Origin of the sequence: Streptomyces lacrimifluminis (assembly GCF_014646095.1) — a bacterium.
GTDB lineage: Bacteria > Actinomycetota > Actinomycetes > Streptomycetales > Streptomycetaceae > Streptomyces > Streptomyces lacrimifluminis.
In genome coordinates this window covers 452,285-477,243 of the sequence record NZ_BMMU01000004.1, presented here as the reverse complement: position 1 = coordinate 477,243, position 24,959 = coordinate 452,285, and the positions used below count along the sequence as shown (strand labels likewise).

Here is a 24,959-nt window from a genome sequence, read left to right as displayed (position 1 = left end):
GCCCGATGTCCACGCCCGTGACCACCCCCGCAAACCTCCTCCGGATCGGCCCGCACACCGTGCAGCCGCCGGTCGTCCTCGCCCCCATGGCCGGGATCACGAACGCGCCCTTCCGCACCCTGTGCAGGGAGTTCAGTGGGGGCAAAGGCCTGTTCGTCAGCGAGATGATCACGACCCGGGCGCTGGTCGAACGCAACGAGAAGACGATGCAGCTGATCCACTTCGACGCGACCGAGAAGCCGCGCTCGATCCAGCTGTACGGCGTCGACCCGGCGACCGTCGGCAAGGCCGTCCGCATGATCGCGGAGGAGGACCGCGCCGACCACATCGACCTCAACTTCGGGTGCCCCGTCCCGAAGGTGACGAGGAAGGGCGGCGGCTCGGCCCTCCCGTACAAGCGGCACCTGCTGCGCGCGATCCTGCGCGAGGCGGTGTCCGGCGCCGGGGACATCCCCGTCACGATGAAGATGCGCAAGGGCATCGACGACGATCACATCACCTACCTCGACGCCGGCCGGATCGCGGTGGAGGAGGGCGTGACGGCCATCGCGCTGCACGGCCGTACCGCCGCCCAGCACTACGGCGGCACAGCGGACTGGGAGGCGATCGCCCGCCTCAAGGAGCATGTGCCGGAGATCCCCGTGCTCGGCAACGGCGACATCTGGTCCGCCGAGGACGCGCTGCGGATGGTCCGGGAGACCGGGTGCGACGGCGTGGTGGTCGGCCGCGGCTGCCTCGGCCGGCCGTGGCTGTTCGCGGACCTGGTGGCCGCCTTCGAGGGGCGTACGGAGGCCATCGCACGCCCGTCCCTCCGCGAGGTCGCCGACATCATGGTCCGGCACGCCACGCTGCTCGGTGAGTGGATCGGGGACGAGCCGCGCGGGGTCATCGACTTCCGCAAGCATGTCGCCTGGTACCTGAAGGGCTTCGCGGTGGGCTCCGAGATGCGCAAGCGCCTGGCCATCACGTCGTCCCTGGAGGAACTCCGGTCCGGCCTCGACGAGTTGGACCTCGACCAGCCCTGGCCCCTGGGCGCGGACGGACCCCGCGGCCGTACGTCCGGCAACAACCGGGTGGTGCTGCCGGACGGCTGGCTGAAGGACCCGTACGACTGCGCGGGCGTGAGCGAGGATGCGGAGCTGGACACCTCCGGGGGGTGAGTTTTCCCCGGTAGCCTGTCGTCCGCGGGTTCGTCGTGGCTGGTCGCGCCCACGCGGCGGAGCCGCAGATCGACACAGCCCCGCGCCCCTGTGTGGGGGGCGTTGCCCCCGCACACACGGGCACATCTCCCGTCGTTCACGGATGGGGTGTCGAGCCGTACGCCGTCAGGAACTTGTCGCGGAAGGCGCTCATCTTCCAGACCGGGGCGTCGCCGGCGGGGCGGAGGCCGTCCGTCCAGTTCCAGTCGGCGATCCTGTCCAGGATCTTCGGGTCCTTGGCCACGACCGACACCGGTACGTCACGGCTGGCGTTGCTGCCACTGACCCGGGACATGGGCTGGTGGTCGCCGAGGAAGACGAGGACGGTGTCGTCGGTGCCGTACCGGGTCAGCCAGTCGATGAGACTGGTGATCGAGTACTGGATCGACTTGCCGTACTCCGCCTTGGCCTCGGGGCCGTTGTAGAGGACGTCCTTCGGGTCCTTGCCCGCCTTCTCGATCGCGTTGAACACCGTGCCGTCGCCGAGCTGGTCCTGCGGGACCGTCTTCGGAAGCGGCGCCCAGGGCTGGTGGCTCGACGTCAGGATGATCTCCGACATCAGCGGCTTGTCGCTCTTCCTGCCGTGCTCCAGACGCTGGAACGCCTCCAGTGCGTACTGGTCCGGCATGGTCGACCAGCTGAACTTCGGTCCCTTGTAGCCGAGATCCCTGGACGAGTAGTTCTTCTCCAGGCCGTAGAACTTCTCTTCCGGCCAGCCCTTCTGCACGCCGGGCATCACACCGACCGTCCGCCAGTCGCCGGTGCGCCGGAAGACCTCGGGGAGGGTGAGGCGGTCGCTGTTGACGAGGGTGTTGTAGCGCTGTTGGTTGTTGATCCACAGGCCCGACAGGAACGTGGAGTGGCCGAGCCAGCTGTTGCCGCCGAATGTGGCCGACGTCAGCCAGCCGCTCTTCGCGGCGAAACCGGCGTCCGTGATGGCCTGCGTGCTGTCGGCGAGCGTCTTGTCGACGCCGGGCGCGATGCTCGGGTCCTCGATCGCGCTGCGGCCGTAGCTCTCGATGAACGTGAAGATGACGTCCTTGCCGCGCAGGTCCGGCACCAGCTGGTCGCCGGGCGTCTTGGCGAAGGGGTCGTTCTTGGCGAACTTCTCGAACGCCGCCTCGTCGCGGAACGTGTCGCTCGCCCGGCGCGCGTGCACCTTCACGACTCCGGCGGTGTGGTCCGAGGCGATCGGCACCCCGCCGATGGTGAGGCCGAGAGACATGGAGGTGATCCAGACGGTGCCGGCGATGAGAGTGGCCTTGGTGGCGACGACGTTGTTGCGGGCGAGCAGGTTGCTGAGCCGCACGCTGGCGAGGGCGGTCCCGACGGGCAGGCACAGCGCGAGCAGGATCACGGCGACGGTGACGGCGATCGACCCCGTCGTGCCGATGGCGTCTGAGATGTACGACTGGGCGTCGTCCAGCAGTACCCAGTCGAGCACGACGTTGAAGTGCCGGCCCAGGAACTCGACGAACCCCATGTCCAGCAGGTTCAGCACGGTCAGCGCACCGAGGGACGCGCCGATGCAGGCCGCCGTGATCACCCGCGGCCGACGCGGCATCGCGAGGAGCACCACGGCCCCGACGATCGCCTCCGCCGGGAGCCGGAGGAACTCCGAGATCCGGAAGTTGCCGACGGTGTTCGGCATCTGCAGCGCGAAGAGAACGAGCAGTGCGGAGAGGGCGGTCGCCGCCCAGCCGAGGTTACGGGGGGCGAGGGGCAGCCGGGTGCGCCAGTCATCCTTGGGGGCCGCGTCCTCGGCCTCGGTGGCTCCCGTTGGCTTATGGGGCCCTTCGATGGCCCCGGTCGGCTTGGCGGGTGCGCCGGTGGCCGTGCCGGGCTCGTCGGGCCTCAGGGTGGACGTGGTCGGGTCCTCGGCTGCCGGTGCGGGCTCCGTCTCCCCCTTCGGTTCGCCCTCGGCCCCCGTCGCCGGACCCTCGCGAGCCGGTTCGGTTTCCGCCTCCGTGGCCGGTGCGTCCCCGGTCTCCGTCGCCGGGTCCTTGGGCGTCGGTTCGGTCTTCGCCTCTGCGGCCGGTGTGTCCCTGGGCTCTGCGGTCGGGTCCTCGGCTGCCGGTGCGGGCTCCGTCTCCCCCTCCGGTTCGCCCCCGGTCTCCGTCGCCGGGTCCCCGGGAGCCGGTTCGGGCTTCGCCTCTGCCGCCGGTTCGCCCCCGGTCTCTGTCGCCGGTTCGGCGTTCGCCGACGGTTCCTCGATCGCCGTATCGGCCGCGGCCGTTGTTTGAGTGACGGTGGCCGCCTGGCTCTCCGTCGCGCTGGCGTCCGTGTCCGGCGATGGCGTCTCGGTCGAAGGCGCCTCGGACGGTGCCTCGGAAGGTCCCTCGGGGGTGGCGTCCGTCGATGGGTTGGTGCGAGTGAACAGAGGCACCCCGGAGGTCCTTCCGTGTGAAGCCCGTGCAGGAAGCGGCGGACCCGGCGCGGGAGCCGAGGTCCGCCACCATCCCGTACGGCGGGCCCTCGGCCTCCGTTCAGCCTCCGGGCCCAAGCACCCGGCAAACACCGGGTAAACGCCTCACCACGTGACCGGCCACACACCTCGTCGTACGTTCCCTCAGGCGCCCCCGACCGCCGTGAGCAGCGCCAGCGGGGCCGCCGCGGACCGGGACTCCCGTACGCACGCGTGCGGGTAGGGCACCGGTTCGCCATGGGTGTCGCGGCCGTAACCGGCGAGGACCTCGGGGAGGCGGTGGCCCGTGGCGGTCGCCGCGTCGACGAGCGCGTGGGCGACCGTACGGGCCTCGTCGTGCAGGCCGTACCGGGAAAGGCCCAGCGTGATCAGGGCGTTGTCGTGCGGCCAGACCGAGCCCCGGTGGTAGGAGAGAGGGTGGTAGGCGGACTGACCCGAGGCCAGCGTCCGGACGCCCCAGCCGGAGAAGAAGTCCGGTTCGACCAGGCGCCTGCCGACCTTCTCGCCGAACTCCTTGTCGAGGAGCCCCGACCAGAGCAGATGGCCCGCGTCGGAGGCGAGCGCGTCGACCTGTTTGCCCTCCCCGTCGAGCGCGAGGGCCGGGAAGGAGTGCCGGGTCATCCAGAAGTCCCGCTGGAAACGGTCCCGGAGGTCGGCCGCCGCCTGTTCGAGGAGGGCGGCGTACACCTCGTCGTCCCATACCGTGCGGGCGAGTTGGGCGGTACGGCGCAGGGCGTCGTACGCGTAACCCTGGGCCCCCGCCGCCATCACCGGGCCGCTTGCGCGGGTGCCGTCGGCCGAGCAGATGGCGCCGGGGGAGTCCTTCCAGTTCTGGTTGGCGAGGCCGCCCTGGTCGGCCCGGTAGACCAGATAGCCACGGGACGTCAGGCCGCCGTGGTCCAGCATCCAGCCGATCGCCGCGCGGGCGTTGGCTTCGAGGCGCCGGGCCAGCGCCGTGTCGCCGGTCTGCTCGACGTACGCCCCGAGGAGCACCAGGAACAGCGGTGTCGCGTCGACCGAGCCGTAGTAACGGCCGTACGGCACCTGCCCGAAGTGCGCCAGCTCGCCGTGCCGTACCTCGTGCACGATCTTGCCCGGCTGGGCCACGGAGTCGGGGCCGACCTCGGTCGCCTGGGTCGCGGCGAGCGCCGGGAGCGTGGCGGCGGCGAGCTGGGGACGGTAGGGGAGGGCGAAGAGGGAGGTGAGGAGGGCGTCGCGGCCGAGGAGGGTGAGGAACCAGGGCGCGCCGGCGGCCGGTACACGCAGTTCCTCGCCGTCCGGTCCGGTCGCGGGGACCTGGAGGGACGCCAGGTCGGAGAGGCCGCGTGCGCAGGCCGCCGCCAGCTCCGGCCAGCCGGTGGGGAAGGCGACGCCCTCGACGAACTCCCCTTCCAGAGCGCGGAGTTGCTCGTTGGCGGCGGTGGGTGAGACGGGGACCTGCGGCGCCTTGGTCGCGCCGTGCGGGCGGGCCGCGACGCGCAGCGTCAGTTCCGCCGAACCGTGCGGTTCGAGGTCCAGGGTCCAGACGAGGCGCCGGGCGCCGGTGCCGGTCTCCTCGACGCCGTCGGGCGCGGGCTCGGCGGTTACCGTCGTACAGGACAGCCACTCACCGCGCCGGTAGCTGAACTCGACCCCGTCGTCGAGGACTTCACGCTTCCGGACGGCGCCGGACTTGACGTACGTCCGGTAGTCGGAGCGCAGCTCGAACTGGTCGGTGAAGTCGGCGTCGGCGGTGACCGCGATCCGGACCGTCACCGGCACCGGACGGTTGCTGGTCACCCGCAGCGCCTCGACGAACGCGCCGTCCGCGACGGCCTGTTCACGGAAGAGTGTGTAGGCGGGCGGCTCCTGACGGCCCCCGCGCGGCACGAGCACACAGCGCGCGGTGTCCCCGTCGGCGACCGGGCTGAGCGTCTCGGGCACTGCGCCGTCGACGGTGAGCTGCCAGCGGCTCAAGTGCCGTGCGTCGCGCACGAATAACCCGTCGGGCTGGCTGCCCCCGCGTACGCCGCTGATGTCCCCTCCGTCGCCCACCGCCGCGAACGTCCCGCCGTGCACGAGCAGATGATGCCGGTCCGTCATGCCCGTTCGCCTCCCTTGTCCTTCATGTCGCTCGTCTGACTCATGCCACTCATGCCACTCACGTCGTACCTGTCGAACGCGTGGGTGATGTCGCTGTCGCCGAAGGGCTGTTGGTGCAGCAGATCGAGGGTGAGCGCGGCGGTCCAGCCGAAGCCGAGCGCCCCGCAGGCCTCACCCGTGTACGGGTCCACGTACTCCGCGAACTCCGAGGCGTCGGCGGTCTCCAGCAGGGCCGTGCGCAGCGCGTCGGCGTGCGCCTGCTCGCCGTGCTGCCGCAGTCCGCGCTCCACCAGCCACCCGGTGTTGAACCAGGCGGGCCCCCGCCAGTAGCGGTGCGGGTCGAAGGCCTCGCCGAGCAGGTCGTAGGACGGTACGAGGCGGGCGGCACCGCCGACCTCGAAGTGCGGCCCGCGCGCCGTGCGGACGAGGGTGGCGGCGATGTCCCGGGGCAGCGTGGGCAGGAGGAGCGGGACGAGCCCGGAGACGCCGCGCTCGGGGACGAGGGTGCCCTCCACCACGTCGCGGCAGAAGAACAGTCCCTCCGCCGGGTCCCACAGGCGCTCCACCAGGGCCGCCGTCAGGCGTTCCGCGCGGGCGTGCCGGGCCGTCCCCGTCGCGCCCAACTCCCGGGCGATACGGGCCAGCGCGTGCTCCGACGCGATCAGCAGCGCGTTGAAGGAGGGGTCCTCGACGGCGAACTCGCCGGTGCCGGCTCCATATCCCCCGCCCAGCCCATCCCTGTATCCCCCGTCCCGGTAGTCGGTGGCCAGCCGCACGTACCGCCCGTAGTCCAGGTCGGTCGGCCGGTCCTCGGCGGCTCCGTGGTCGAGGTCGGCGCGGCGGAAGGAACGGGCCGGCGCCGGGGTGACGCGGCTCAACGGGGCGTCCCAGCAAGGGCTGTTGTCCATACCCTGTTCCCAGGGGTGCACGACCGACGCGAGGCCGCCCCCGCCCAGGTCGCGGCGGTGCAACAGATAGCGGTGCCAGGCGGCGAGCCGTGGGTAGGCGCGGGCGAGGAAGCCGCGTGCCCGGGACAGGCCGGGGTCGGCCTGGTGCACCAGCCAGACGGCCAGCGCGTGCACCGGTGGCTGCACGATGCCGGACGTCTGTACGGTGCGCGGGGCGCCCGCAGCGCGCCCCGCGGTCGAGGAGCGCCAGAAGTCGGGGCTCGGGAAGTACGCGTCGAGCGGGACGGAAGGGTTGAAGACGATGTGCGGGATCCGCCCGTCGCCCCACTGGGCGGAGAGCAGCGTCTCCAGCTCCGTCTGCGCACGCAGGGGCGACAGATGACGCAGACCGATCGCGATGAACGCGGAGTCCCAGGACCACTGATGCGGATACAGGCCGCGCGAGGGCACCGTCGAGGTGCCGGTCCAGTTGCCCTCCAGCACCTCGGCCGCCCTGATGTGCAGGGCGTGCGGGCCATGTGTCGTAACGTCCGCTTCGTATACGAAGGAGTGCGCCGTCGTGCGGGCACGGGAGGTCAGCTGGGCAGTGCGATCCACTCGGGGCTCCCCGAAGACGTTCGGCCCGACCGGTTCGGTCGCGCCACCGTAGAGTTACGTCTATTTAACACGCATAACTCAATATGTAATGCAAGCTTGAGAAACACAAGGGGGTGCGCATGAGTGGTCGTGCTCAGGCGAGCGCCGGCGATCTGCTCGAACTGGTACGCAGTGGACGCGCCACGACTCGCGGTGCCCTGCAACAGGTGACGGGTCTCTCACGCGCGACGGTCGGACACCGTCTGGACCGGCTGTTCCGCGCGGGCTGGCTGCGCGAGGGCGCCTCGGGCCCGGTCGACTCGCCGCTCGGCGGGCGCCCGTCGATCACTCTGGAGTTCGACGACGCCCACGCCGTGGTCCTCGCGGCGGACCTCGACACCCGTCACGCCCGCGCCGCCGTTCTCACCCTCACGGGTGAACTTCTCGCGGAACACTCGGGCGCGCTGGCCGTCGACGACGGCCCCGAGGTCGTCCTCGGCGAACTCGGCCGCTGGTTCGCGGAACTCCTGACGAAGGCGGGCCACCGGCCGTCCGAGGTCTGCGGCATCGGCCTCGCGGTACCCGGTCCGGTCGACATGGACACCGGTCGCGTCGTCCAGCCGCCGATCATGCCCGGCTGGGACGGCTACGACACCAGAGCCCGGCTGGCCCGCGCCTTCGCCGAGCACACGGGCGAGCCGGGCGCGGCGGGGGTCCCGGTCCTGGTGGACAACGACGCCAACCTCATGGCGTACGGAGAGCAGCGCTCCGGCTACCCCGGCTGCTCGGCCTTCGTCCTGGTGAAGGTCTCGACGGGTATCGGCGCGGGCGTGGTGGTCGGCGGTTCGGTGTTCCGGGGCATCGACGGCGGCGCCGGGGACATCGGGCACATCCGCGTCCCGCAGGGCGCCGAGGCGCTGTGCCGGTGCGGGTCGTACGGCTGCCTGGCCGCCATCGCGAGCGGTGGTGCCGTCGCCCGTCGGCTCGCCGAGACCGGGGTGCCGGCGGCGTCGGGCTCGGACGTACGGGACCTGCTCGCGGCCGGGCATCCGGGGGCGCTCGCGCTCGCGCGGGAGGCGGGCCGGAGTGTGGGGGACGTACTGGCGACGGTGGTGACGCTGCTCAACCCCGGTGTGCTGATGATCGCGGGGGACCTGGCGGGCACGCCGTTCCTGACCGGCGTACGGGAACTCCTCTACCAGCGGGCGCTGCCGCGCTCGACCGCTCGTCTGGACGTGGTGACGTCGAGGCTGGGGGAGCGGGCGGGGCTGGTGGGGGCCGGGGCGATGGTCGTGGAGTACCTGTACGCGCCGGAGCGGGTGGAGGAGCGGTTGACGGCGCTGGGGGTGTGAGCCGGCGAGGGGCCTGCGGCAAGGGGCCCTGTGACAGGGGTGTTTCCCCTTCGCGTCGGTGTCCGCATGGTGAAATCCGGGCGCCCGCGAGTGCGTGATTCTCGCCACCCTTGATAGGGGTTGCGCTCAGATGAGCGCCACGCAGGCGACTGCACTTCTCAAAGGGTGGCACTCAGTGCCACCCTTTGATCGTTCATCGAGAGAACTCAGGCGTGTCGTCATCCGCTCAACTGAGCGATAAAATGCGCATAGGGACGTGCCTGCGTTCAAGAAGTGAAAACATGCCGCTCGTGCAGCCTGCCAAGCTGTGACTTTGGATCTGCTGGCTGACGACTGGTTACAGGCACATGACGCGCAAGTGGACGTACCCAGACGCCTTCGATCTGGGTATGTTCCTGGCCGTCAGGGCAGCCACCGCGTCCTCAAGGAGTTGGGACCCGTGTCGGAAAACAAAGATCCCCACGTAGTTCAGCCGGGCAACAGCGTTGAGGGCGTGAAGTTCGTTTACGACTTCACCGAGGGCAACAAGGACCTCAAGGACCTTCTCGGTGGCAAAGGTGCCAACCTCGCCGAGATGACCAACCTGGGCCTGCCGGTGCCTCCGGGCTTCACGATCACCACCGAGGCCTGCAAGACCTACCTCGACAGCGGTGAGGAGCCGGCGGCACTGCGTGACGAGGTGAGCGCGCATCTCGCGGCCCTCGAAACGGCGATGGGCAAGAAGCTCGGCCAGGCCGACGACCCCCTCCTCGTGTCCGTCCGCTCGGGGGCGAAGTTCTCGATGCCGGGCATGATGGACACGGTGCTGAACATCGGCCTCTCCGACAAGTCGGTCCAGGGCCTCGCCAAGCAGGCCGGCGACGAGCGCTTCGCGTGGGACTCGTACCGCCGCCTCATCCAGATGTTCGGCAAGACGGTTCTCGGCGTCGAGGGTGAGCTGTTCGAGGACGCGCTGGACGCGGCGAAGACGGCCAAGAAGGTCGCGGTCGACACGGAGCTGGAGGCCGCGGACCTCAAGAAGCTGGTCACCAAGTTCAAGAAGATCGTCAAGACCGAGGCGGGCCGCGACTTCCCGCAGGACGCCCGCGAGCAGATGGACCTCGCGATCCACGCGGTCTTCGACTCCTGGAACACGGACCGCGCGAAGCTCTACCGCCGCCAGGAACGCATCCCGGGCGACCTCGGTACGGCGGTCAACATCTGCTCGATGGTCTTCGGCAATTTGGGCCCCGACTCGGGCACGGGCGTCGCGTTCACCCGCGACCCGGCCAGCGGCCACGCGGGCGTGTACGGCGACTACCTGCAGAACGCGCAGGGCGAGGACGTCGTGGCGGGCATCCGCAACACGGTCCCGCTCGCGGAGCTGGAGCAGATCGACAAGAAGTCGTACGACCAGCTGATGCAGATCATGTCGACCCTGGAGAACCACTACAAGGATCTCTGCGACATCGAGTTCACCATCGAGCGCGGCCAGTTGTGGATGCTCCAGACGCGCGTCGGCAAGCGCACGGCGGGCGCGGCCTTCCGTATCGCCACACAGCTCGTCGACCAGGGGGTCATCGACGAGGCGGAGGCGCTCCAGCGCGTCACCGGAGCCCAGTTGGCCCAGCTGATGTTCCCGCGCTTCGACGAGGCGACGAAGGTCGCGCAGGTCGGCCGGGGCATCGCGGCCTCGCCGGGCGCGGCGGTCGGCAAGGCGGTGTTCGACTCGTACACCGCGGTGAAGTGGTCGCGTTCGGGCGAGAAGGTCATCCTCGTCCGCAGGGAGACCAACCCCGACGACCTCGACGGCATGATCGCGGCCGAGGGCATCCTCACCTCGCGCGGCGGCAAGACGTCCCACGCGGCCGTCGTGGCGCGCGGTATGGGCAAGACGTGCGTGTGCGGCGCCGAGGAGCTGGAGGTCGACACCAAGCGGCGCCGGATGACGGTCCCCGGCGGGCACGTGGTGGAGGAGGGCGACCTCATCTCCATCGACGGTTCGAGCGGCAAGGTGTACCTGGGCGAGGTCCCGGTCGTGCCGTCCCCCGTGGTGGAGTACTTCGAGGGCCGGATGCACGCGGGCGCCAACGACGCCGACGAACTGGTCGAGGCGGTCCACCGGATCATGGCCTTCGCGGACCGGAAGCGTCGTCTCCGTGTCCGGGCCAACGCGGACAACGCCGAGGACGCGATGCGGGCGCGGCGGTTCGGCGCACAGGGCATCGGCCTCTGCCGTACGGAGCACATGTTCCTCGGCGACCGTCGCGAGCTGGTGGAACGCCTGATCCTGGCCGACACGGACGCCGAGCGCGAGGAGTCCCTGAAGGCGCTTCTCCCGCTCCAGAAGCAGGACTTCGTGGAACTGTTCTCGGCGATGGACGGCCTGCCGGTGACGGTCCGTCTCCTCGACCCGCCGCTGCACGAGTTCCTGCCGGACATCACCGAGTTGTCGGTACGGGTCGCCCTCGCCGAGTCCCGCAAGGACCCGCACGAGAACGACCTGCGCCTGCTCCAGGCGGTGCACCGGCTGCACGAGCAGAACCCGATGCTGGGCCTGCGGGGCGTACGGCTCGGCCTGGTGATCCCCGGCCTGTTCACCATGCAGGTACGGGCGATCGCGGAGGCGGTGGCCGAGCGCAAGAACGCCAAGGGCGACCCGCGCGCCGAGATCATGATCCCGCTGGTGGGCACGGTCCAGGAGCTGGAGATCGTGCGCGACGAGGCCGAGCAGGTCATCGCCGAGGTCATCGAACAGACCGGCGTGGAGCTGAAGTTGGCGCTGGGCACCATGATCGAGCTGCCGCGCGCCGCCCTGACGGCGGGGCAGATCGCGGAGGCCGCCGAGTTCTTCTCGTTCGGCACGAACGACCTGACCCAGACGGTGTGGGGCTTCAGCAGGGACGACGTGGAGGCCTCCTTCTTCACGGCCTACCTGGAGAAGGGCATCTTCGGAGTCTCCCCCTTCGAGACGATCGACCGGGACGGCGTCGGCGCGCTGGTCAAGCTGGCGGTCGAGGCGGGCCGCGCGGTCCGCCCCGACCTGAAACTGGGCGTGTGCGGCGAACACGGCGGCGACCCGGAGTCGGTCCACTTCTTCCACGAGGTCGGCCTGGACTACGTCAGCTGCTCACCGTTCCGGATCCCGGTGGCGCGACTGGAGGCGGGGCGGGCGGCTTCGTCCTCGGCGGGGAGCGATCACCGGTAGGGCGATCACAGGGTAGGGGCACCAGCGGCTCCACGAGGCCCTAGAGACGCCGGAACCGTCGCCTGTCACCCCGACCCTCAGCGACACGGCAGCGGTTCCGGAGCACGAGAGAGGGCGGCACCCCTGTGCGGGGGGTGCCGCCCTCTCGTTGTCCGTGCTCATGGCGACGCGTGTCCGGACGCCCGCCGCACCACTTGGCCCCTCCGACTCGGCTCCGGCGGTCATGTAGGTCACCCCCTGGCCTAGACCGCCCCTAGCGTCGGGAGGACCAGCACGTGCTCAGGAGGGAAGAAGATGACCGTAAAACCGATTCCGGACGGCTACCGCACCATCACACCGTGGATCATCTCGCAGGACACGGCCGGGCTCATCGAGTACCTGAAGAAGGCGTTCGACGCCGAGGAGATCGCCCGGGTCGTCGGGGAGGACGGCCGGATCGGGCATGCGGAGGTGCGGATCGGCGATTCCGTGGTCATGCCGTTCGACGCGCCGCCCGGCTGGCCGCCGACGCCGGCCTTCCTGCGCCTCTACGTCGAGGACGCCGACGCCACGCACCGCAGGGCTGTTGAGGCCGGCGGCACGTCCGTGACCGAGGTGACGCACCTCTTCTTCGGCGACAGGATCGGGCGGGTACGCGACCCGCTGGGCAACCTGTGGTGGTTCCAGACGCGAGTGGAGGACGTCGGCCCGGAGGAGATGGAACGCCGTCTCGGTGACCCGAAGTGGGCCGAGGCGATGGCGTACGTCCAGGGTGCCGACTTCTTCCCGGGACCTCTGGGCTCGGGGGACGATCCCCTCAGCAATAGGTGATCGGGCACCCCCGTCTGAGCGAGTGCTGTGCCGCCCGCAGGTACAGCGCAACGTAGAAGGCGGCGTCCAGATCCTCGCCCCACGGCCCCGGCCGGGCCGCCGCCAGCTTCGCCGCCGTGCCGTCCAGGAACCAGTTGGTCAGGTCCAGGTTGTCGCACAGCTCCGGGACCTCGGGCGGCAGTGCGACCGCCGCTGCCAACTTCTCGGCGATCAGCAGGACTTGAGGGGCACCCGCGATCACCGTCACGTCGGAGTACGAGGACTCGACCGGCAACTCGATCTCCTCGTCCAGGGGCACCGGCACCAGTACCGTCCAGCCGCAGAGCCTCTCCGTCTCCGCCTCCGAGAGGTGTGCCCGGCACAGCGCCACGAAGCCGTCCATCGGCGGGGCCAGTTTCTCCTCGAAGGACCGGCCCGAACCGCGTACGAAGTCCGCTGCCTCGGGTACGGAGTCGTACCGGGGCAGGCCGCGGCGTACCAGCTCCGCGTTCAGGCCGGCGGCGATCTTCGCGCGCCCACCCTCGTCCTCGCCCTCCTCCTCGCCCTCACCGAACCAGTCCTCCGCACCGACATCGACCAGGTATACGCCCATGCCCGCAACGTACCGCGCACCACTGACATCGACGCCGGTGCGCAGTACGGACGTACGGCCCGGCGGTGCCTACGAGCGGAACGGGCCCGTCACCTCGTAGGTGATCCCGCCCGAGGAACTGCCGCTCGTGCCGCGCTGGCTGGAGAAGTACAGGCGGCTGCCGTTGGGGGAGAACGCCGGGCCCGTGATCTCCGAGCCCGACTGGCCGTCGATGCGCAGGAAGGGGGCGATCACGTCGTCCGGCGTGATCACGCAGATCTCCATGTTGCCGCCGTCCTCCGCCACGAACAGGTCGCCCGACGACGTGCCGGTGATGTTGTCGACGCCGGTCAGCGGGGCCGTGCCCGAGGTGACGAGGGAGTCGTCGTACGCCAACTCGTAGGTGTTCGTCAGCAGGTTGAGCTGCCAGACCCTGTTGTCGCCCTTGGTGGTGAACCAGACCTTGTCGTCGGCGTAGTAGCAACCCTCGCCGCCGTTGAAGGACTTGGAGCCGGAGACCTGGGTGCGGGTGGTGGTGGGGGAGCCGTCCGGGTCGGGGATCGTCGTCCAGGTGTACGAGCCCGAGGTCGCCGTGCCGGCCACCAGGACCTGGAGGGTGCCGGACGACAGGTTGCCCCACGTCGTGGGAACGAAGCGGTAGAGGCGGCCGTTCGTCTCGTCCTCCGTCAGGTAGACGACCTGGCGGACCGGGTCCACTGCCGCCGCCTCGTGCTTGAAGCGGCCCATCGCGGGGCGCTGCACCGCGGCGCTCGTGCCCCACGGGTCCGTCTCGTAGACGTACCCCAGCGACACCTCCTCGCAGGACAGCCAGGTGTTCCAGGGGGTCTGTCCGCCCGCGCAGTTCTGGCGCGTGCCCGACAGGATGCGGTACGCGGAGGTGATGGTGCCCGTCGACGAGAACCTGACCGCGCTCGCGCCGCCCGAGGGATTGATCTCCGAGTTGGAGACGTAGATCCAGCCCGTGCCGTCGGCGTAACAGGCCCCGCCGTCAGGGGCGTTGTGCCAGGTGTACGACGTTCCGGTGACCGTCTGGCCGGAGCGGGCGATGACCCGGCTGGTGAAACCGGCGGGGAGTCTGATGCCGTTGGCGTTGGGCGCGGCGAGGGCTCCGTACGGGCCTGTGCCCGGCTGGGCGGGGGCGGCGTGGGCGGCGCCGCGCCACAGGGTGCCGCCGAAGACGGCCGCCGAGCCGCCGATGACGGCGGCGCGCAGAAGGGTGCGGCGTTCCACGTGTGCGTTCACTCGTGCGTCCACTCTCGCTCCAAAGGGGGGTGGCGTGACGTGCGGTGACGTCAGGGACCCTAGGACGGCGGAATGGAATTGTCATGTACGCGCAGTGGAGTCCCGGTTACCGTTTCGATGGCCGGAATTCTCTGGTGCCCGAAGGTGGATCTTCGTAACTTCGCTGGCGCGAGGGCGAGTTGACCTACGTTGGTGCTCAATGATCAGCACCGGAACCCAGGAGGCTCTGCCGTGTCAGACGACGACCCCACCGTCACCCCCACCCCCTCGGTCGGCACCGGCGCACGGGCACGGGCGCACATCGACACCTCCAAGCCGCACTCGGCCCGCTTCTGGAACTACTTCGTCGGCGGCAAGGACAACTACGAGGTCGACCGGGAGATCGGGGACCAGATCAAGGAGATCTTCCCCGGTCTCGTCGACGTCGCGGTCACGAGCCGGCACTTCCTGGGACGCGCGGTCCGCTATCTGGCCGACGAGCGGGGCGTACGTCAGTTCCTGGACGTCGGTACCGGGCTGCCGACCGCCGACAACACCCACGAGGTCGCGCAGCGCGCCGCCCCGGACGCCCGGATCGTGTACGTCGACAACGACCCCATCGTGCTGGCCCACGCGGACGCCCTGCTAGGCAGCACCCCCGAGGGCCGGACCGTCTATCTGAACGCCGACCTGTACGCGCCCGAGACCATCCTCGAAGCGGCGGCCGACACCCTCGACCTCTCCCGGCCGGTCGCCCTGATGATCCTCAACACGCTCGGCCATGTCGCCGACCACGACCAGGCGCGCGACCTGGTGAGCCGGCTGATGGCGGGCCTGCCGTCGGGCAGCCATCTGGTGATCAGCGACAGCACCGCCACCAGCGAGGGCATGATCGCCGCGTCGGAGGCCTACAACGCGAGCGGTGCCGTGCCGTACTACGTACGCAGCATCGGGGAGATCGCCGCCTTCTTCGACGGCCTCGACCTGGTGGACCCGGGTGTGGTCCAGGTACCCGAGTGGCGCCCCGACCTCCGGAGCCCGGCCGGTCCCGCCGTGTCCGTCGACGCCTACTGCGGGGTGGGGCGCAAGCCCTGACCCGGCAGGAGCAGAGGTCCGGGGGCGGGAGGTGACCCGGACGTGGATCTGGCCATCGGGGTCCCTTCCGGCGCAGTCTGGGACCCGCATCCGGATCTGGACCTGATCCGGACCTGATCCGGAACCGCCGGACTCGTCGTCGCCCACGGAGGTAACCCGAACATGCCGGACTGGAACACACAGGACATCCCCGACCAGAGCGGTCGCATCGCCGTCGTCACCGGCGCCAACAGTGGGCTCGGGTACGTCACCGCACGGGAGTTGGCGCGCAAGGGGGCGCGGGTGGTGCTCGCCTGCCGGAGCGAGGCGCGCGGGAACGAGGCGGTCGGGCGACTGCTGGCCGAAGTGCCGGACGCCATCGCCGAGTTCTGGCCGCTCGACCTGGGAGACCTGGGCTCCGTACGGGAGTTCGCGGACGAGCTTCCGTACGAGCGGCTCGATCTCCTCGTCAACAACGCGGGCGTGATGGCGTTGCCGTACGGGACGACGGCGGACGGGTTCGAGACGCAGTTCGGGGTCAACCACCTCGGGCACTTCGCGCTCACCGGCCTGCTGTTCCCGGCCCTGCTCGGTACGCCCGGCGCCCGGATCGTGAACCTCTCCAGCGGTGCCCACGCGCTCGGCAACATCGACATCGACGACCTCAACAGCGAGCGGAAATATCGGCGTTGGACCGCGTACGGGCGTTCCAAGACGGCCAACCTGCTCTTCACGCACGAGCTGGCGCGCAGGCTGGCCGCGATCGGCTCCGGTGTCGTGGCCGCCGCCGCGCACCCCGGGTACGCCGACACCAACCTCCAGACCGCCTCGGCGAAGATGGAGGGCCGCAGGGGCACCGAGCGGGTCATGGAGATCGGCAACCGGTACCTCGCCCAGTCCGCCGAGGCGGGCGCCCTGCCCACGCTGTACGCGGCCATCGCGCCGGACGTACGGCCCGACGCGTTCATCGGGCCGTCCTTTCTGGGCTGGCGCGGTTCGCCCGCGAAGTCCTGGCGGGCGTCCTGGACGCTCAACGACCGCGCGGGGGAGCGGCTCTGGGCCGCCTCCGAGCAGCTCACCGGGGTGACGTACGAGGGTCTGAAGACGTGAGTGCGAGCGGCGCCCCGGCCGGGGAGGCCAAGGCGCCGCTCACACGATCTTCGCTCGGATGCGTCAGGCGGCGGCGCGTACCTCGTACGCCCGCACGGCCACCGTCTCGTCGTCCAGGCAGCGGCCCGACTCCAGGTCGAAGCGCTGCTTCAGGAGCGGGGAGGCGACATACGGGCGGCCCTGGTGGGTGCCGGTCAGGCCGCGGGAGAGGACCGCCGCGCCGCCGAACGGGTCGCGGTTGTCGATGGCGTACAGGCTGCCCGCGCGGTCGCGGAAGATGGCCGCCTGCCTGCCGTCCGGCAGCAGGGCCGCCACGCCACGGCCCGGCAGCAGGAGACTCAGGTCGCAGACCGTGAACCAGTCGTCGGCGCTGTTGTCGAGGCGCAGTTGAATCTTCAGGTCGGTCGTCTCGGGTGCCAGGGTCATCGCTGGGCGCTTCCTTCCAGGACGTCATCGGCGGGGCGCAGGCCGATGGACAGCAGCGGCAGGTCGGGCTTGATCTGGTCGCGCTCGGGGACGAAGCCGACGACCGGGTCGGGGGTGTCCGGCGCGTTCACGAAGGACACGAACCGGGAGAGCTTCTCGGGGTCGTTGATGGTGTCGGCCCACTCGTCGCGGTAGTGGGCGACGTGCGCGGTCATCAGCGACTCCAGCTCCTCGCAGATGCCGAGGGAGTCCTCCACGACCACGTCCCGCACGTGGTCCAGGCCGCCGGGGATCCGCTCCAGCCAGGTCGACGTGCGCTCCAGACGGTCCGCCGTGCGGATGTAGAACATCAGGAACCGGTCGATCAGCTTGATCAGTTCGGCGTCGTTCAGGTCCTGGGCCAGCAGGTCCGCGTGGCGCGGGGTGGCGCCACCGTTGCCGCCGACGTACAGGTTCCAGCCGCCCGAGGTGGCGATGATGCCGAAGTCCTTGGACTGGGCCTCGGCGCACTCGCGGGCGCAGCCCGACACCGCCGACTTGAGCTTGTGCGGCGACCTGAGACCCCGGTAGCGCAGCTCCAGGTCGATCGCCATCCGGACCGAGTCCTGGACGCCGTAACGGCACCAGGTCTGGCCGACGCAGGACTTCACCGTACGCAGCGACTTGCCGTAGGCGTGGCCCGACTCGAAGCCTGCGTCCACCAACCGCGTCCAGATCAGCGGGAGTTGCTCGACGCGGGCGCCGAACATGTCGATCCGCTGACCGCCGGTGATCTTCGTGTAGAGGCCGAAGTCGCGGGCGATCTCGCCGATGACGATCAGGCCCTCGGGGGTGATCTCACCGCCGGGGATGCGCGGGACGACCGAGTACGAGCCGTTCTTCTGCAGATTGGCGAGGAAGTGGTCGTTGGTCTCCTGCAGCGCCGCCTGCTCGCCGTCGAGGACGTAGCCGCTCGCGCCGATGGTCGGGGCGAGGGAGGCGATGATCGAACCGACAGCCGGCTTGCAGACGTCGCAGCCGTCACCGCCCTTGGCGCTGTCGCGGCCGTAGCGGTCGAGCAGGTCCTGGTAGGTGTTGATACGCAGGGCGAGGACGATCTCGTACAGCTCCTCGCGGGTCTGCGAGAAGCAGCCGCACAGGCCCTTGTCGACGACGACACCGCTCGCCTCCAGCTCGGCGGTGACGAGCTGGCCGAGGACCTTGACGCAACTGCCGCACGTCGTACCGGCCTTGGTGCACTTCTTGACCTCGGGCACGGTAGTGCAGTTGTGCTCGGTGACCGCGCCGCGGATCGTGCCCTTGCGGACGTTGTTGCAGGAGCAGATGATCGCGTCGTCCGGCAGCGCGGTCGGACCGAGCTGGACCGGGCCGCCGGCGCCGGCCGGGAGCACCAGGGACTCGGGGGAGACCGGCGGGACCGTACCGGTGAACGCGCGCAGCGTGCCGTAGGCCTCCGCGTCGCCGACGAGGATGCCGCCGAGCAGCGTGCCGTCGCGCCCGATGACGAGCTTCTTGTACAGACCCGAGCGGGAGTCGGAGTAGACGACGTCCAGGCAGTCCTCGGCGGTGCCGTGCGCGTCACCGAAGGACGCCACGTCCACGCCGAGCAGCTTCAGCTTGGTGGAGAGGTCGGCGCCGGTGAACGTCAGCTCCTCGGCCTCGTCCGCGGCGATGGCGGCGGCAGCCGTCTCCGCCTGCTCGTAACCGGGGGCGACCAGGCCGTACACCCGGCCGTCGGAGGCGAGCGCGCACTCGCCGATCGCGAACACGTGCGGGTCGTTGACCGTACGGCACTGCTCGTCGACCGCGATGCCGCCGCGCTCGCCGACCGTCAGGCCGGACTCGCGGGCCAGCTGGTCGCGGGGGCGGACACCGGCGCTGAACACCACGAGGTCGGCGGAGAGTTCGGAACCGTCGGACAGCTTCATACCGGTGACCGCGCCGTCCTCGTCGACGACGATCTCCTGGGTACCGACGCCCGTGTGGACGGACAGGCCCATGTCCTCGATGGTCCGCAGCAGCGCGGCGCCGCCGCCTTCGTCGACCTGCACCGGCATCAGGCGCGGCGCGAACTCGACGATGTGGGAGGTGAGTCCGAGGCCCTTCAGCGCGCCGGCCGCCTCAAGTCCGAGCAGACCACCGCCGACCACGGCACCCGTCGTACGGGTACTGGCGTACTCCTCGATGGCGAGGAGGTCCTCGATGGTGCGGTAGACGAAGCAGCCCCTGGCGTCCTTGTTGGGGACCGGCGGCACGAAGGGGTAGGAGCCGGTGGCGAGGACGAGGACGTCGTAGTCGACGACCAGACCCGAGCGGGCGGTCACCCGCTTCGCCTCGCGGTCGATGGTCTCCGCCGGGTCACCGATGTGCAGCTCGATGCCCTCCTTCTCGATGAACGCCATGTCGGTCATCGAGAGCTCCTCGGGCGTCTTGCCCGAGAAGTACGAGGTCAGCGCGACGCGGTCGTACGCCGGACGCGGCTCCTCGCAGAGCACGACCACGCGGTGCGCGGCGGTCAGGCCGCGCTCGGCGAGGGCTTCGAGGAAGCGCTGGCCGACCATGCCGTGGCCGACGAGCACGATCGTGGGGGTGGCCCCATCAGTGGCGGTCATTAGGAGCCTCCATCGTTGGTGAGCAGGTGGAGCAGTGGACCGCCGTCAGTGGGGAGCGGCTCTGCTCCCTCCCAGGCCCGAGCGAGGGCGCCGACGGTGCCGAGTTCGCCGACGAGCACCCCGCCGACCAGCCGGTCGTCGCGGACGACGACCTTGCGATACGTGCCCCGGGTGGCGTCGGCGAGCTGGATGACGTCGTCGCCGGGGCGGGGGGTCGGCTCGCCGAAGGCGGCGAGATCGAAGGGGTTGCCGGTGTCGGCGGTGAAGTCGGTGAGGGTGAGCCGGGTCAGGGCACGGGTGCCGGTGTAGCGGGCGGTGGCAGCACCCGACGCACCCGCCTCGCTCGCGATCAACTCGGCCAGGACATTTGCCTGTTCGAGCGCGGGGGTGGCAAGCCCGTAGATCGTTCCCTGGTGCTGGGAGCAGTCTCCGAGGGCCCGGATGTGCGGGTCGGAGGTGCGGAGTTCGTCGTCGACGAGGATGCCCTTGTGCACGGCGAGCCCCGCGTCGCGCGCGAGCCCCACCCGGGGGTGGACACCGCAGGCCAGCACGACGAGGTCGGCGTCGAGGGCGTAGTGGTCGGCCAGCTCGACCGAACGAACCCTGCCGCCCACGCAGCGCACGTCCCGCACCCGGCACTCGGTGTGCACCTCGACGCCCAGCTCGTTGAGGTGCCGCAGCACCAACGCCGAGGCACCAGGGTCGAGCTGACGTTCCATCAGCCGCTCGCCCTGCTGGGCGAGAACGACCTGGGCACCGCGTACGGCGAGGGCGCGCGCGGCGGACACACCGAGGAGACCACCGCCGATGACAACGACCCGCGCCCCCGGACGTACCGCCTTGGACAGCCCCAGGCAGTCGTCCATCGTCCGGAACGCGTGGACGCCTTCCGGGAGTTCGTGATCCGGGGTGAACAACCCACGCAGGGGCGGGAGTACGGGGTTGGAGCCCGTCGCCAGCACCAGCGTCTCGAAGCGGATCGCGGAGCCGTCGGAGCAGTGCACGGTCCGGTCGGCGCGGTCGATGTGCTCGGCGCGGGCCCGGACCAGCCGGTCCGGCGTCGGCAGGGCGATCACCTCGGGGGCGTACCGCCCGGCGAGGACCTCGGCGAGCAGCACCCTGTTGTACGGGCGGTGCTCCTCCTCGCCGACGAGCACGACGTCCGAGGCGGACAGGCCGAGCTCGCCGAGCCGCCGGGCGAGCCGTACGCCCGCGAGCCCGGCGCCGATCACCACCACACGCGCATTCGAGGTCATGTACTGCAGCGTGCGTTGCCGGTGTTACCCGGCCGCATCACGTCTGTTTCCCGGGGGGCACGCTTCCCTCAGCGGGGGCCGGGAGTGGGTGTGAGGGTTCGGGAGGGGCGGGGCGGGTGGCTGTGAGGTGCACGAACGATATCCCGTGGCCGTCACCGGCGGACGTGCCACCTAAGCTCGTGATCATGCCCGACATATCTCTGCCCATGATCGTCGCCCTCTGTGCCGCCGCCCTCGCGGCCGGCTGGATCGACGCCGTCGTGGGCGGCGGTGGCCTGCTCATGATCCCCGTACTGCTGCTGGGGCTCCCGAACACGTCGTCGGCGGCGCAGTACGCGCTCGGCACCAACAAGGCCATGGCGATCGTCGGCACCACGGGCGCGGCCGTGACGTATACACGCAAGACACCGGTGGACGTACGTCTGGCGGTACGCATCGGACTGGCCGCGGTCGCCGGGTCGACGGCCGGGGCGTTCGTGGCGGCCGGTATGAGCACGGACGTCCTGAAGCCGGTCATCATGGTCGTCCTGCTCGGCGTGGGCGCCTTCGTGATCTTCAAGCCCGCCTTCGGTACGGCCCCCGCGACCACCCCGGTCTCCGCGCGCCGCGTCCTCGCCGCGATCGGACTCGCGGGCCTGGGCGTCGGCTTCTACGACGGCCTCATAGGCCCCGGCACGGGCACGTTCCTGGTCCTCGCGCTCACCGCGCTGCTCCACCTCGATCTGGTGACCGCCTCCGCCACCGCCAAGATCGTCAACTGCTGCACCAACGCGGGCGCCCTGGCGATCTTCGCCTGGCAGGGCACGGTGTACTGGCAGCTGGGCGCGCTGCTGGCCGCGTTCAACCTGGCCGGCGGGATGGTGGGGGCTCGAACGGCACTGAAGAAGGGGAGCGGGTTCGTACGGGTGGTGCTGCTGGTGGTCGTGTTCACGCTGGTGGCGAATCTGGCGTACCAGCAGTGGCTGGCCTAGCGGGGCTCAAGCCTAGCCCGACGGGTGTCGGCTGCTGCCGGTGAGGTGGGCGAAGACGACGACGTTGCCGTCGTAACCCGACCCCGGTGTGTAACCGCCCCCGCAGGTGATGACCCGCAACTCGGCCCGTTTCGCGGCCCCGTACACCTTCTCGTCGGGGAAGTCCTTCGTGTCGTACACCTCGACGGCGTCCACGGTGAAGAGAGCGGTGCTCCCGTCACGCCGCTCGACCTCGATCGCGCCGCCCTTCTTCAGAGCGCCGAGCCGGTAGAAGACGGACGGCCCGTCGGCGTTGTCGACGTGCCCGGCGACGATCGCGGTGCCCGTCTCGCCGGGCGCCGTGCCGGCCTCGTACCAGCCGGCCAGGTCCTCGCGCTCGGCGGGCGGCACGTCCAGGCTGCCGGTGGGGGTGAGGCCGAGGCCCATCAGCGGGGCGTTCACGCCGATGGCGGGGATGCGGATGCGCAGGGGCGGGGAGGGTGCGAGGGCCGGGGACTCCGGTACGGCGGACTCCGGGTGGGCGGGCTGCGTACGGGCCTGGGCGGCGGACGGCTGCGGCGGGGCGTGCGTCGCACCGCCGCCGCGTACCAGCCAGGCGCCCGAGCAGAGGGCGGCGACGGTGACGACGGCTATGGCGAGGTTGGCGAGTCTGCGCACGGGGGCCTCCTGGATGCCCCTTGTTCCACCCTGATGCTTCTTGCACTTCTTGTGCTTCTTATGCCTCTTCATGCGTCTTGTGTTTCTGATGGTTCGTCCTGCCCCCCTCCGGGCCGCGAGGGGCGTCGGGCCCGGAGGGGAGGGGACGTGCGGTACCGGCTGACGGGCGGCGGAGGACGTCCGTCAGATCCTGTCGCCTCTCGCCCGGCGATGCAGGAGCCAGGTACCGCCCGCGGCGGCGACGGCGAGAGCCGCCACGCCGGCCGCGGTCTGCACGGGGTCGGGACCGAGCGCGCCACCGACCCCCGTCTTCACACTCCCCCTGGGGTGCGCGGGAGGATGTGCGGGCGGCCGGGTCGAGGTGAGCGTGACAACAAGATCACCGCTGAGCCGTCGGCCGTCCCCCTCTCCATCACACCGGGCGACGATCTCGTACGTCCCCGGCTGCGCGCCCGGCGGTACCCGGAACTGCCCGACGGTGGCCTCCTTGTGCGTACCGGGCGCGAGGACGAAGGCCCCGGCGCCCACCGCGCTGGCATCCCCGGCGGCGGTACCGCCCGCTCCGCAGGCCGTCGTGTTGACGGTGACCTGGGTACCGGGGGTGACGGTCGCCGGGTACACCTCCAGCGTCCCGCGGCTGCCTGCGTACGCGGGCGCGGCCACGACCGCCGCCCCCGTGAGGGCGACGGCGAGCGCGGTACCGGTCAGCAGACCGGCGGCGGCGGTACGTCGCATCGGGCTCGCTCCTCCGAGAGCTTGCGAACGGGGTGGTCTGCTACCGAGGTAAGTGGCAGGGGTCCGGACGCGCTCCCTGAGGGGCCGTCAGGAATACGGTGAACGGGTGGCGGAGGGCTGCCGGAAACGACCGGCGCGTCGGCATTCGGGCAGGTCACCGCCGTACGACTGGCGTGTCGCGAAAAGAACCGGAGGGGCGGGGCCGGGGGTGTGAACGGGTGACGAGGAGGGGAGACGAATCCAGGGCTTGACCTCAAGAAAGCTTGAGGTATGAGGCTGTACCGCATGCGGACACACACTGAATCGACTGAATCTGTTGAACCCGTACGGGTGACCGTCGTCGTCGGCAGCAACCGCGAGGGCCGCTTCGGCCCGGTGGTGGCGGAATGGCTGCTGAACCGGATGGAGAAACGCGACGACGTCGTGGCGGAGGTCGTGGACGTCGCGGACACCGCTCTCCCGACGACGTTCGCGACCGACGCGGACGCGAAGGCCCAGCTGGCGGCGATCACCCCGAAGCTGGCGTCGGCGGACGCGTTCATCGTCCTGACCCCCGAGTACAACCACTCCTACCCGGCCGGTCTCAAGAACCTCATCGACTGGCACTACACCGAGTGGCAGGCCAAGCCGGTCGCCTTCGTCTCGTACGGCGGCGTCTCCGGAGGCCTCCGCGCGGTCGAGCACCTCCGCCAGGTCTTCGCGGAACTCCACGCGACGACGGTCCGGGACACGGTGTCGTTCCACAACGCGGGCGCGTCGTTCGACGAGGAGGGGCAACTGAGGGACCCGTCGGGGCCGGACGCGGCGGCGAACGTGATGCTCGGGCAAGTGGCTTGGTGGGGGCGGACGTTGAGGGAGGGGAGGGCGGCTCGGGCGTACGGGGGGTAGGGCGGCCGGGTCCCCCTGCCGCGCCCCAGGTCCATGACCGGCGACCATGCCGGTCATGGACACCATCGTCGAGATCCCCATACCCCCTCCGACGAAACAGCCGGTCCGCACCGGTTCGCCGCACCCCTCCGTGGGGGACGACATCACCCCAGCGCGGGACTGTCACGTTGTGGGTCCATAGGGCGCCGCCATAAGGTCACCTGCATGTCTGTACGTCTTCGTATGCGTCAAGCACTTCCGGAAGCGATGCGCGCCCGCGACAAGGTCGCGGTGAGCGCACTGCGGGCGACACTCGGTGCGCTGGACAACGCCGGGGCGGTGCCCGTGGGCGAAGCCGAACTCCGCGGCGTAGCCCTTGAACAGTCGCCGGTCGGGGCCGGCACCACCGAGGCGGCGCGGGTCGAGTTGAGTGAGCGCGATGCGGAGGATGTCGTACGCGCCGAGGCCGCCGAACGCCTGGAGGCAGCGGCGCAGTTGACCGCACCCGCACACGCCGACCGAGCCGCACGGCTCCGTGCGGAGGCCGCCGTACTGCTCCGCTTCCTCGACGGTCCCGGCGCCGCGTAGGAAACGGCGGGATCCCATTCGGACGGACTTGAAGTGCAGTGCGGTTCCAGGGGAGTTGGAGCCTTCGGGCTGACACTGCCCGCGCATGCCGGCGAAACCGAAGGGGATTCGGCCTCGCAGCCCGGGAGGCCGGCTGTCACCGCGCTCGCTGCGACGCGATCGTCCCTGCCTACGGCGTCGATGCGATGTCTCCTCCGGCTACGGGGCCACAACGAGGGTGCAACGGGTAGGCGGCGGCGCGGCAGTTGGACGCGGATCGTCCCTACGATCCGGCGTACGGGGATACAGATGGTGACCCCGGGTCAGGGGGC

Annotated in this window: 19 protein-coding genes; 9 read left to right on the top strand and 10 right to left on the bottom strand. The window is 70.6% G+C overall.

The window, feature by feature from the left end:
- Positions 1-5 precede the first annotated feature (5 nt).
- Complete coding sequence (gene dusB, locus IEY89_RS09805; protein WP_189146896.1) at positions 6-1,160, top strand: tRNA dihydrouridine synthase DusB; 1,155 nt, start codon at positions 6-8, stop codon at positions 1,158-1,160.
- A 136-nt stretch (positions 1,161-1,296) separates the two neighbouring features.
- Here the strand turns inward: dusB and IEY89_RS09800 are convergent, their stop codons facing one another.
- The 3 genes from IEY89_RS09800 to IEY89_RS09790 all read right to left on the bottom strand — a co-directional run bounded on the left by IEY89_RS09800 (position 1,297) and on the right by IEY89_RS09790 (position 7,211).
- Positions 1,297-3,000, bottom strand: a complete 1,704-nt coding sequence (locus tag IEY89_RS09800) for a sulfatase-like hydrolase/transferase (protein WP_373287218.1) — start codon at positions 2,998-3,000, stop codon at positions 1,297-1,299.
- A gap of 768 nt (positions 3,001-3,768) precedes the next feature.
- Positions 3,769-5,706 (bottom strand): amylo-alpha-1,6-glucosidase, encoded by a 1,938-nt coding sequence (locus IEY89_RS09795; RefSeq protein ID WP_189146895.1) that lies wholly within the window; start codon positions 5,704-5,706, stop codon positions 3,769-3,771.
- Positions 5,703-7,211 carry an MGH1-like glycoside hydrolase domain-containing protein gene (locus IEY89_RS09790; RefSeq protein WP_189146894.1) on the bottom strand — a complete coding sequence of 503 codons (1,509 nt, stop codon included), beginning with the start codon at positions 7,209-7,211 and terminating at the stop codon, positions 5,703-5,705. Before IEY89_RS09790 ends, IEY89_RS09795 begins: the two co-directional genes overlap by 4 nt.
- A gap of 119 nt (positions 7,212-7,330) precedes the next feature.
- Between IEY89_RS09790 and IEY89_RS09785 the strand changes: the two genes are divergently transcribed.
- From IEY89_RS09785 to IEY89_RS09775, 3 genes are all read left to right on the top strand, one after another.
- Positions 7,331-8,542: an ROK family protein gene (locus tag IEY89_RS09785; RefSeq protein WP_189146893.1), complete on the top strand. Its 1,212-nt coding sequence runs from the start codon at positions 7,331-7,333 to the stop codon at positions 8,540-8,542.
- A gap of 439 nt (positions 8,543-8,981) precedes the next feature.
- On the top strand, positions 8,982-11,729 hold the full coding sequence (gene ppdK, locus IEY89_RS09780; protein WP_373287213.1) for a pyruvate, phosphate dikinase: 2,748 nt from the start codon (positions 8,982-8,984) through the stop codon (positions 11,727-11,729).
- A 294-nt stretch (positions 11,730-12,023) separates the two neighbouring features.
- Positions 12,024-12,539: a VOC family protein gene (locus IEY89_RS09775; protein WP_189146891.1), complete on the top strand. Its 516-nt coding sequence runs from the start codon at positions 12,024-12,026 to the stop codon at positions 12,537-12,539.
- Here the strand turns inward: IEY89_RS09775 and IEY89_RS09770 are convergent.
- Both IEY89_RS09770 and IEY89_RS09765 read right to left on the bottom strand, forming a co-directional pair.
- Complete coding sequence (locus IEY89_RS09770) at positions 12,526-13,131, bottom strand: hypothetical protein (protein WP_189146890.1); 606 nt, start codon at positions 13,129-13,131, stop codon at positions 12,526-12,528. The two genes, IEY89_RS09775 and IEY89_RS09770, sit on opposite strands and share 14 nt — an antisense overlap.
- Positions 13,132-13,200: 69 nt before the next feature.
- Positions 13,201-14,361 (bottom strand): alkaline phosphatase PhoX, encoded by a 1,161-nt coding sequence (locus IEY89_RS09765; RefSeq protein ID WP_189146946.1) that lies wholly within the window; start codon positions 14,359-14,361, stop codon positions 13,201-13,203.
- A 243-nt stretch (positions 14,362-14,604) separates the two neighbouring features.
- On the opposite strand from IEY89_RS09765, the gene IEY89_RS09760 reads away from it, so the two are divergent.
- Entirely contained in the window at positions 14,605-15,447 is an 843-nt protein-coding gene (locus IEY89_RS09760; RefSeq protein ID WP_189146889.1) for an SAM-dependent methyltransferase, read from the top strand.
- 162 nt (positions 15,448-15,609) lie between these two features.
- Positions 15,610-16,536 (top strand): oxidoreductase, encoded by a 927-nt coding sequence (locus tag IEY89_RS09755; protein WP_189146888.1) that lies wholly within the window; start codon positions 15,610-15,612, stop codon positions 16,534-16,536.
- A gap of 63 nt (positions 16,537-16,599) precedes the next feature.
- Here the strand turns inward: IEY89_RS09755 and nirD are convergent, their stop codons facing one another.
- From nirD to IEY89_RS09740, 3 genes are read right to left on the bottom strand one after another with little or no spacing between them, the layout of a single operon-like run.
- A complete protein-coding gene (gene nirD, locus IEY89_RS09750) occupies positions 16,600-16,962 on the bottom strand; it encodes a nitrite reductase small subunit NirD (RefSeq protein ID WP_189146887.1) in 363 nt (120 codons plus the stop codon).
- The gene (gene nirB, locus IEY89_RS09745; RefSeq protein WP_189146886.1) at positions 16,959-19,574 is read right to left on the bottom strand and encodes a nitrite reductase large subunit NirB; all 2,616 of its coding nucleotides are present in this window, start codon (positions 19,572-19,574) and stop codon (positions 16,959-16,961) included. Before nirB ends, nirD begins: the two co-directional genes overlap by 4 nt.
- A complete protein-coding gene (locus IEY89_RS09740; protein WP_189146885.1) occupies positions 19,574-20,830 on the bottom strand; it encodes an NAD(P)/FAD-dependent oxidoreductase in 1,257 nt (418 codons plus the stop codon). Before IEY89_RS09740 ends, nirB begins: the two co-directional genes overlap by 1 nt.
- Before the next feature lie 185 nt (positions 20,831-21,015).
- Between IEY89_RS09740 and IEY89_RS09735 the strand changes: the two genes are divergently transcribed.
- A complete protein-coding gene (locus IEY89_RS09735; protein WP_189146884.1) occupies positions 21,016-21,801 on the top strand; it encodes a sulfite exporter TauE/SafE family protein in 786 nt (261 codons plus the stop codon).
- A 12-nt stretch (positions 21,802-21,813) separates the two neighbouring features.
- Here IEY89_RS09735 and IEY89_RS09730 read toward each other — a convergent pair whose 3' ends face one another.
- Together IEY89_RS09730 and IEY89_RS09725 are read right to left on the bottom strand one after the other, a co-directional pair.
- Positions 21,814-22,458, bottom strand: coding sequence for a class F sortase (locus tag IEY89_RS09730; RefSeq protein ID WP_229695133.1), 645 nt, complete (start codon positions 22,456-22,458; stop codon positions 21,814-21,816).
- A 183-nt stretch (positions 22,459-22,641) separates the two neighbouring features.
- On the bottom strand, positions 22,642-23,193 hold the full coding sequence (locus IEY89_RS09725; RefSeq protein WP_189146882.1) for a GVDTG sorting domain-containing protein: 552 nt from the start codon (positions 23,191-23,193) through the stop codon (positions 22,642-22,644).
- A gap of 285 nt (positions 23,194-23,478) precedes the next feature.
- Between IEY89_RS09725 and IEY89_RS09720 the strand changes: the two genes are divergently transcribed.
- Positions 23,479-24,081: an NADPH-dependent FMN reductase gene (locus IEY89_RS09720; RefSeq protein WP_189146881.1), complete on the top strand. Its 603-nt coding sequence runs from the start codon at positions 23,479-23,481 to the stop codon at positions 24,079-24,081.
- A gap of 246 nt (positions 24,082-24,327) precedes the next feature.
- A complete protein-coding gene (locus tag IEY89_RS09715; RefSeq protein ID WP_189146945.1) occupies positions 24,328-24,648 on the top strand; it encodes a hypothetical protein in 321 nt (106 codons plus the stop codon).
- Positions 24,649-24,959 lie beyond the last annotated feature (311 nt).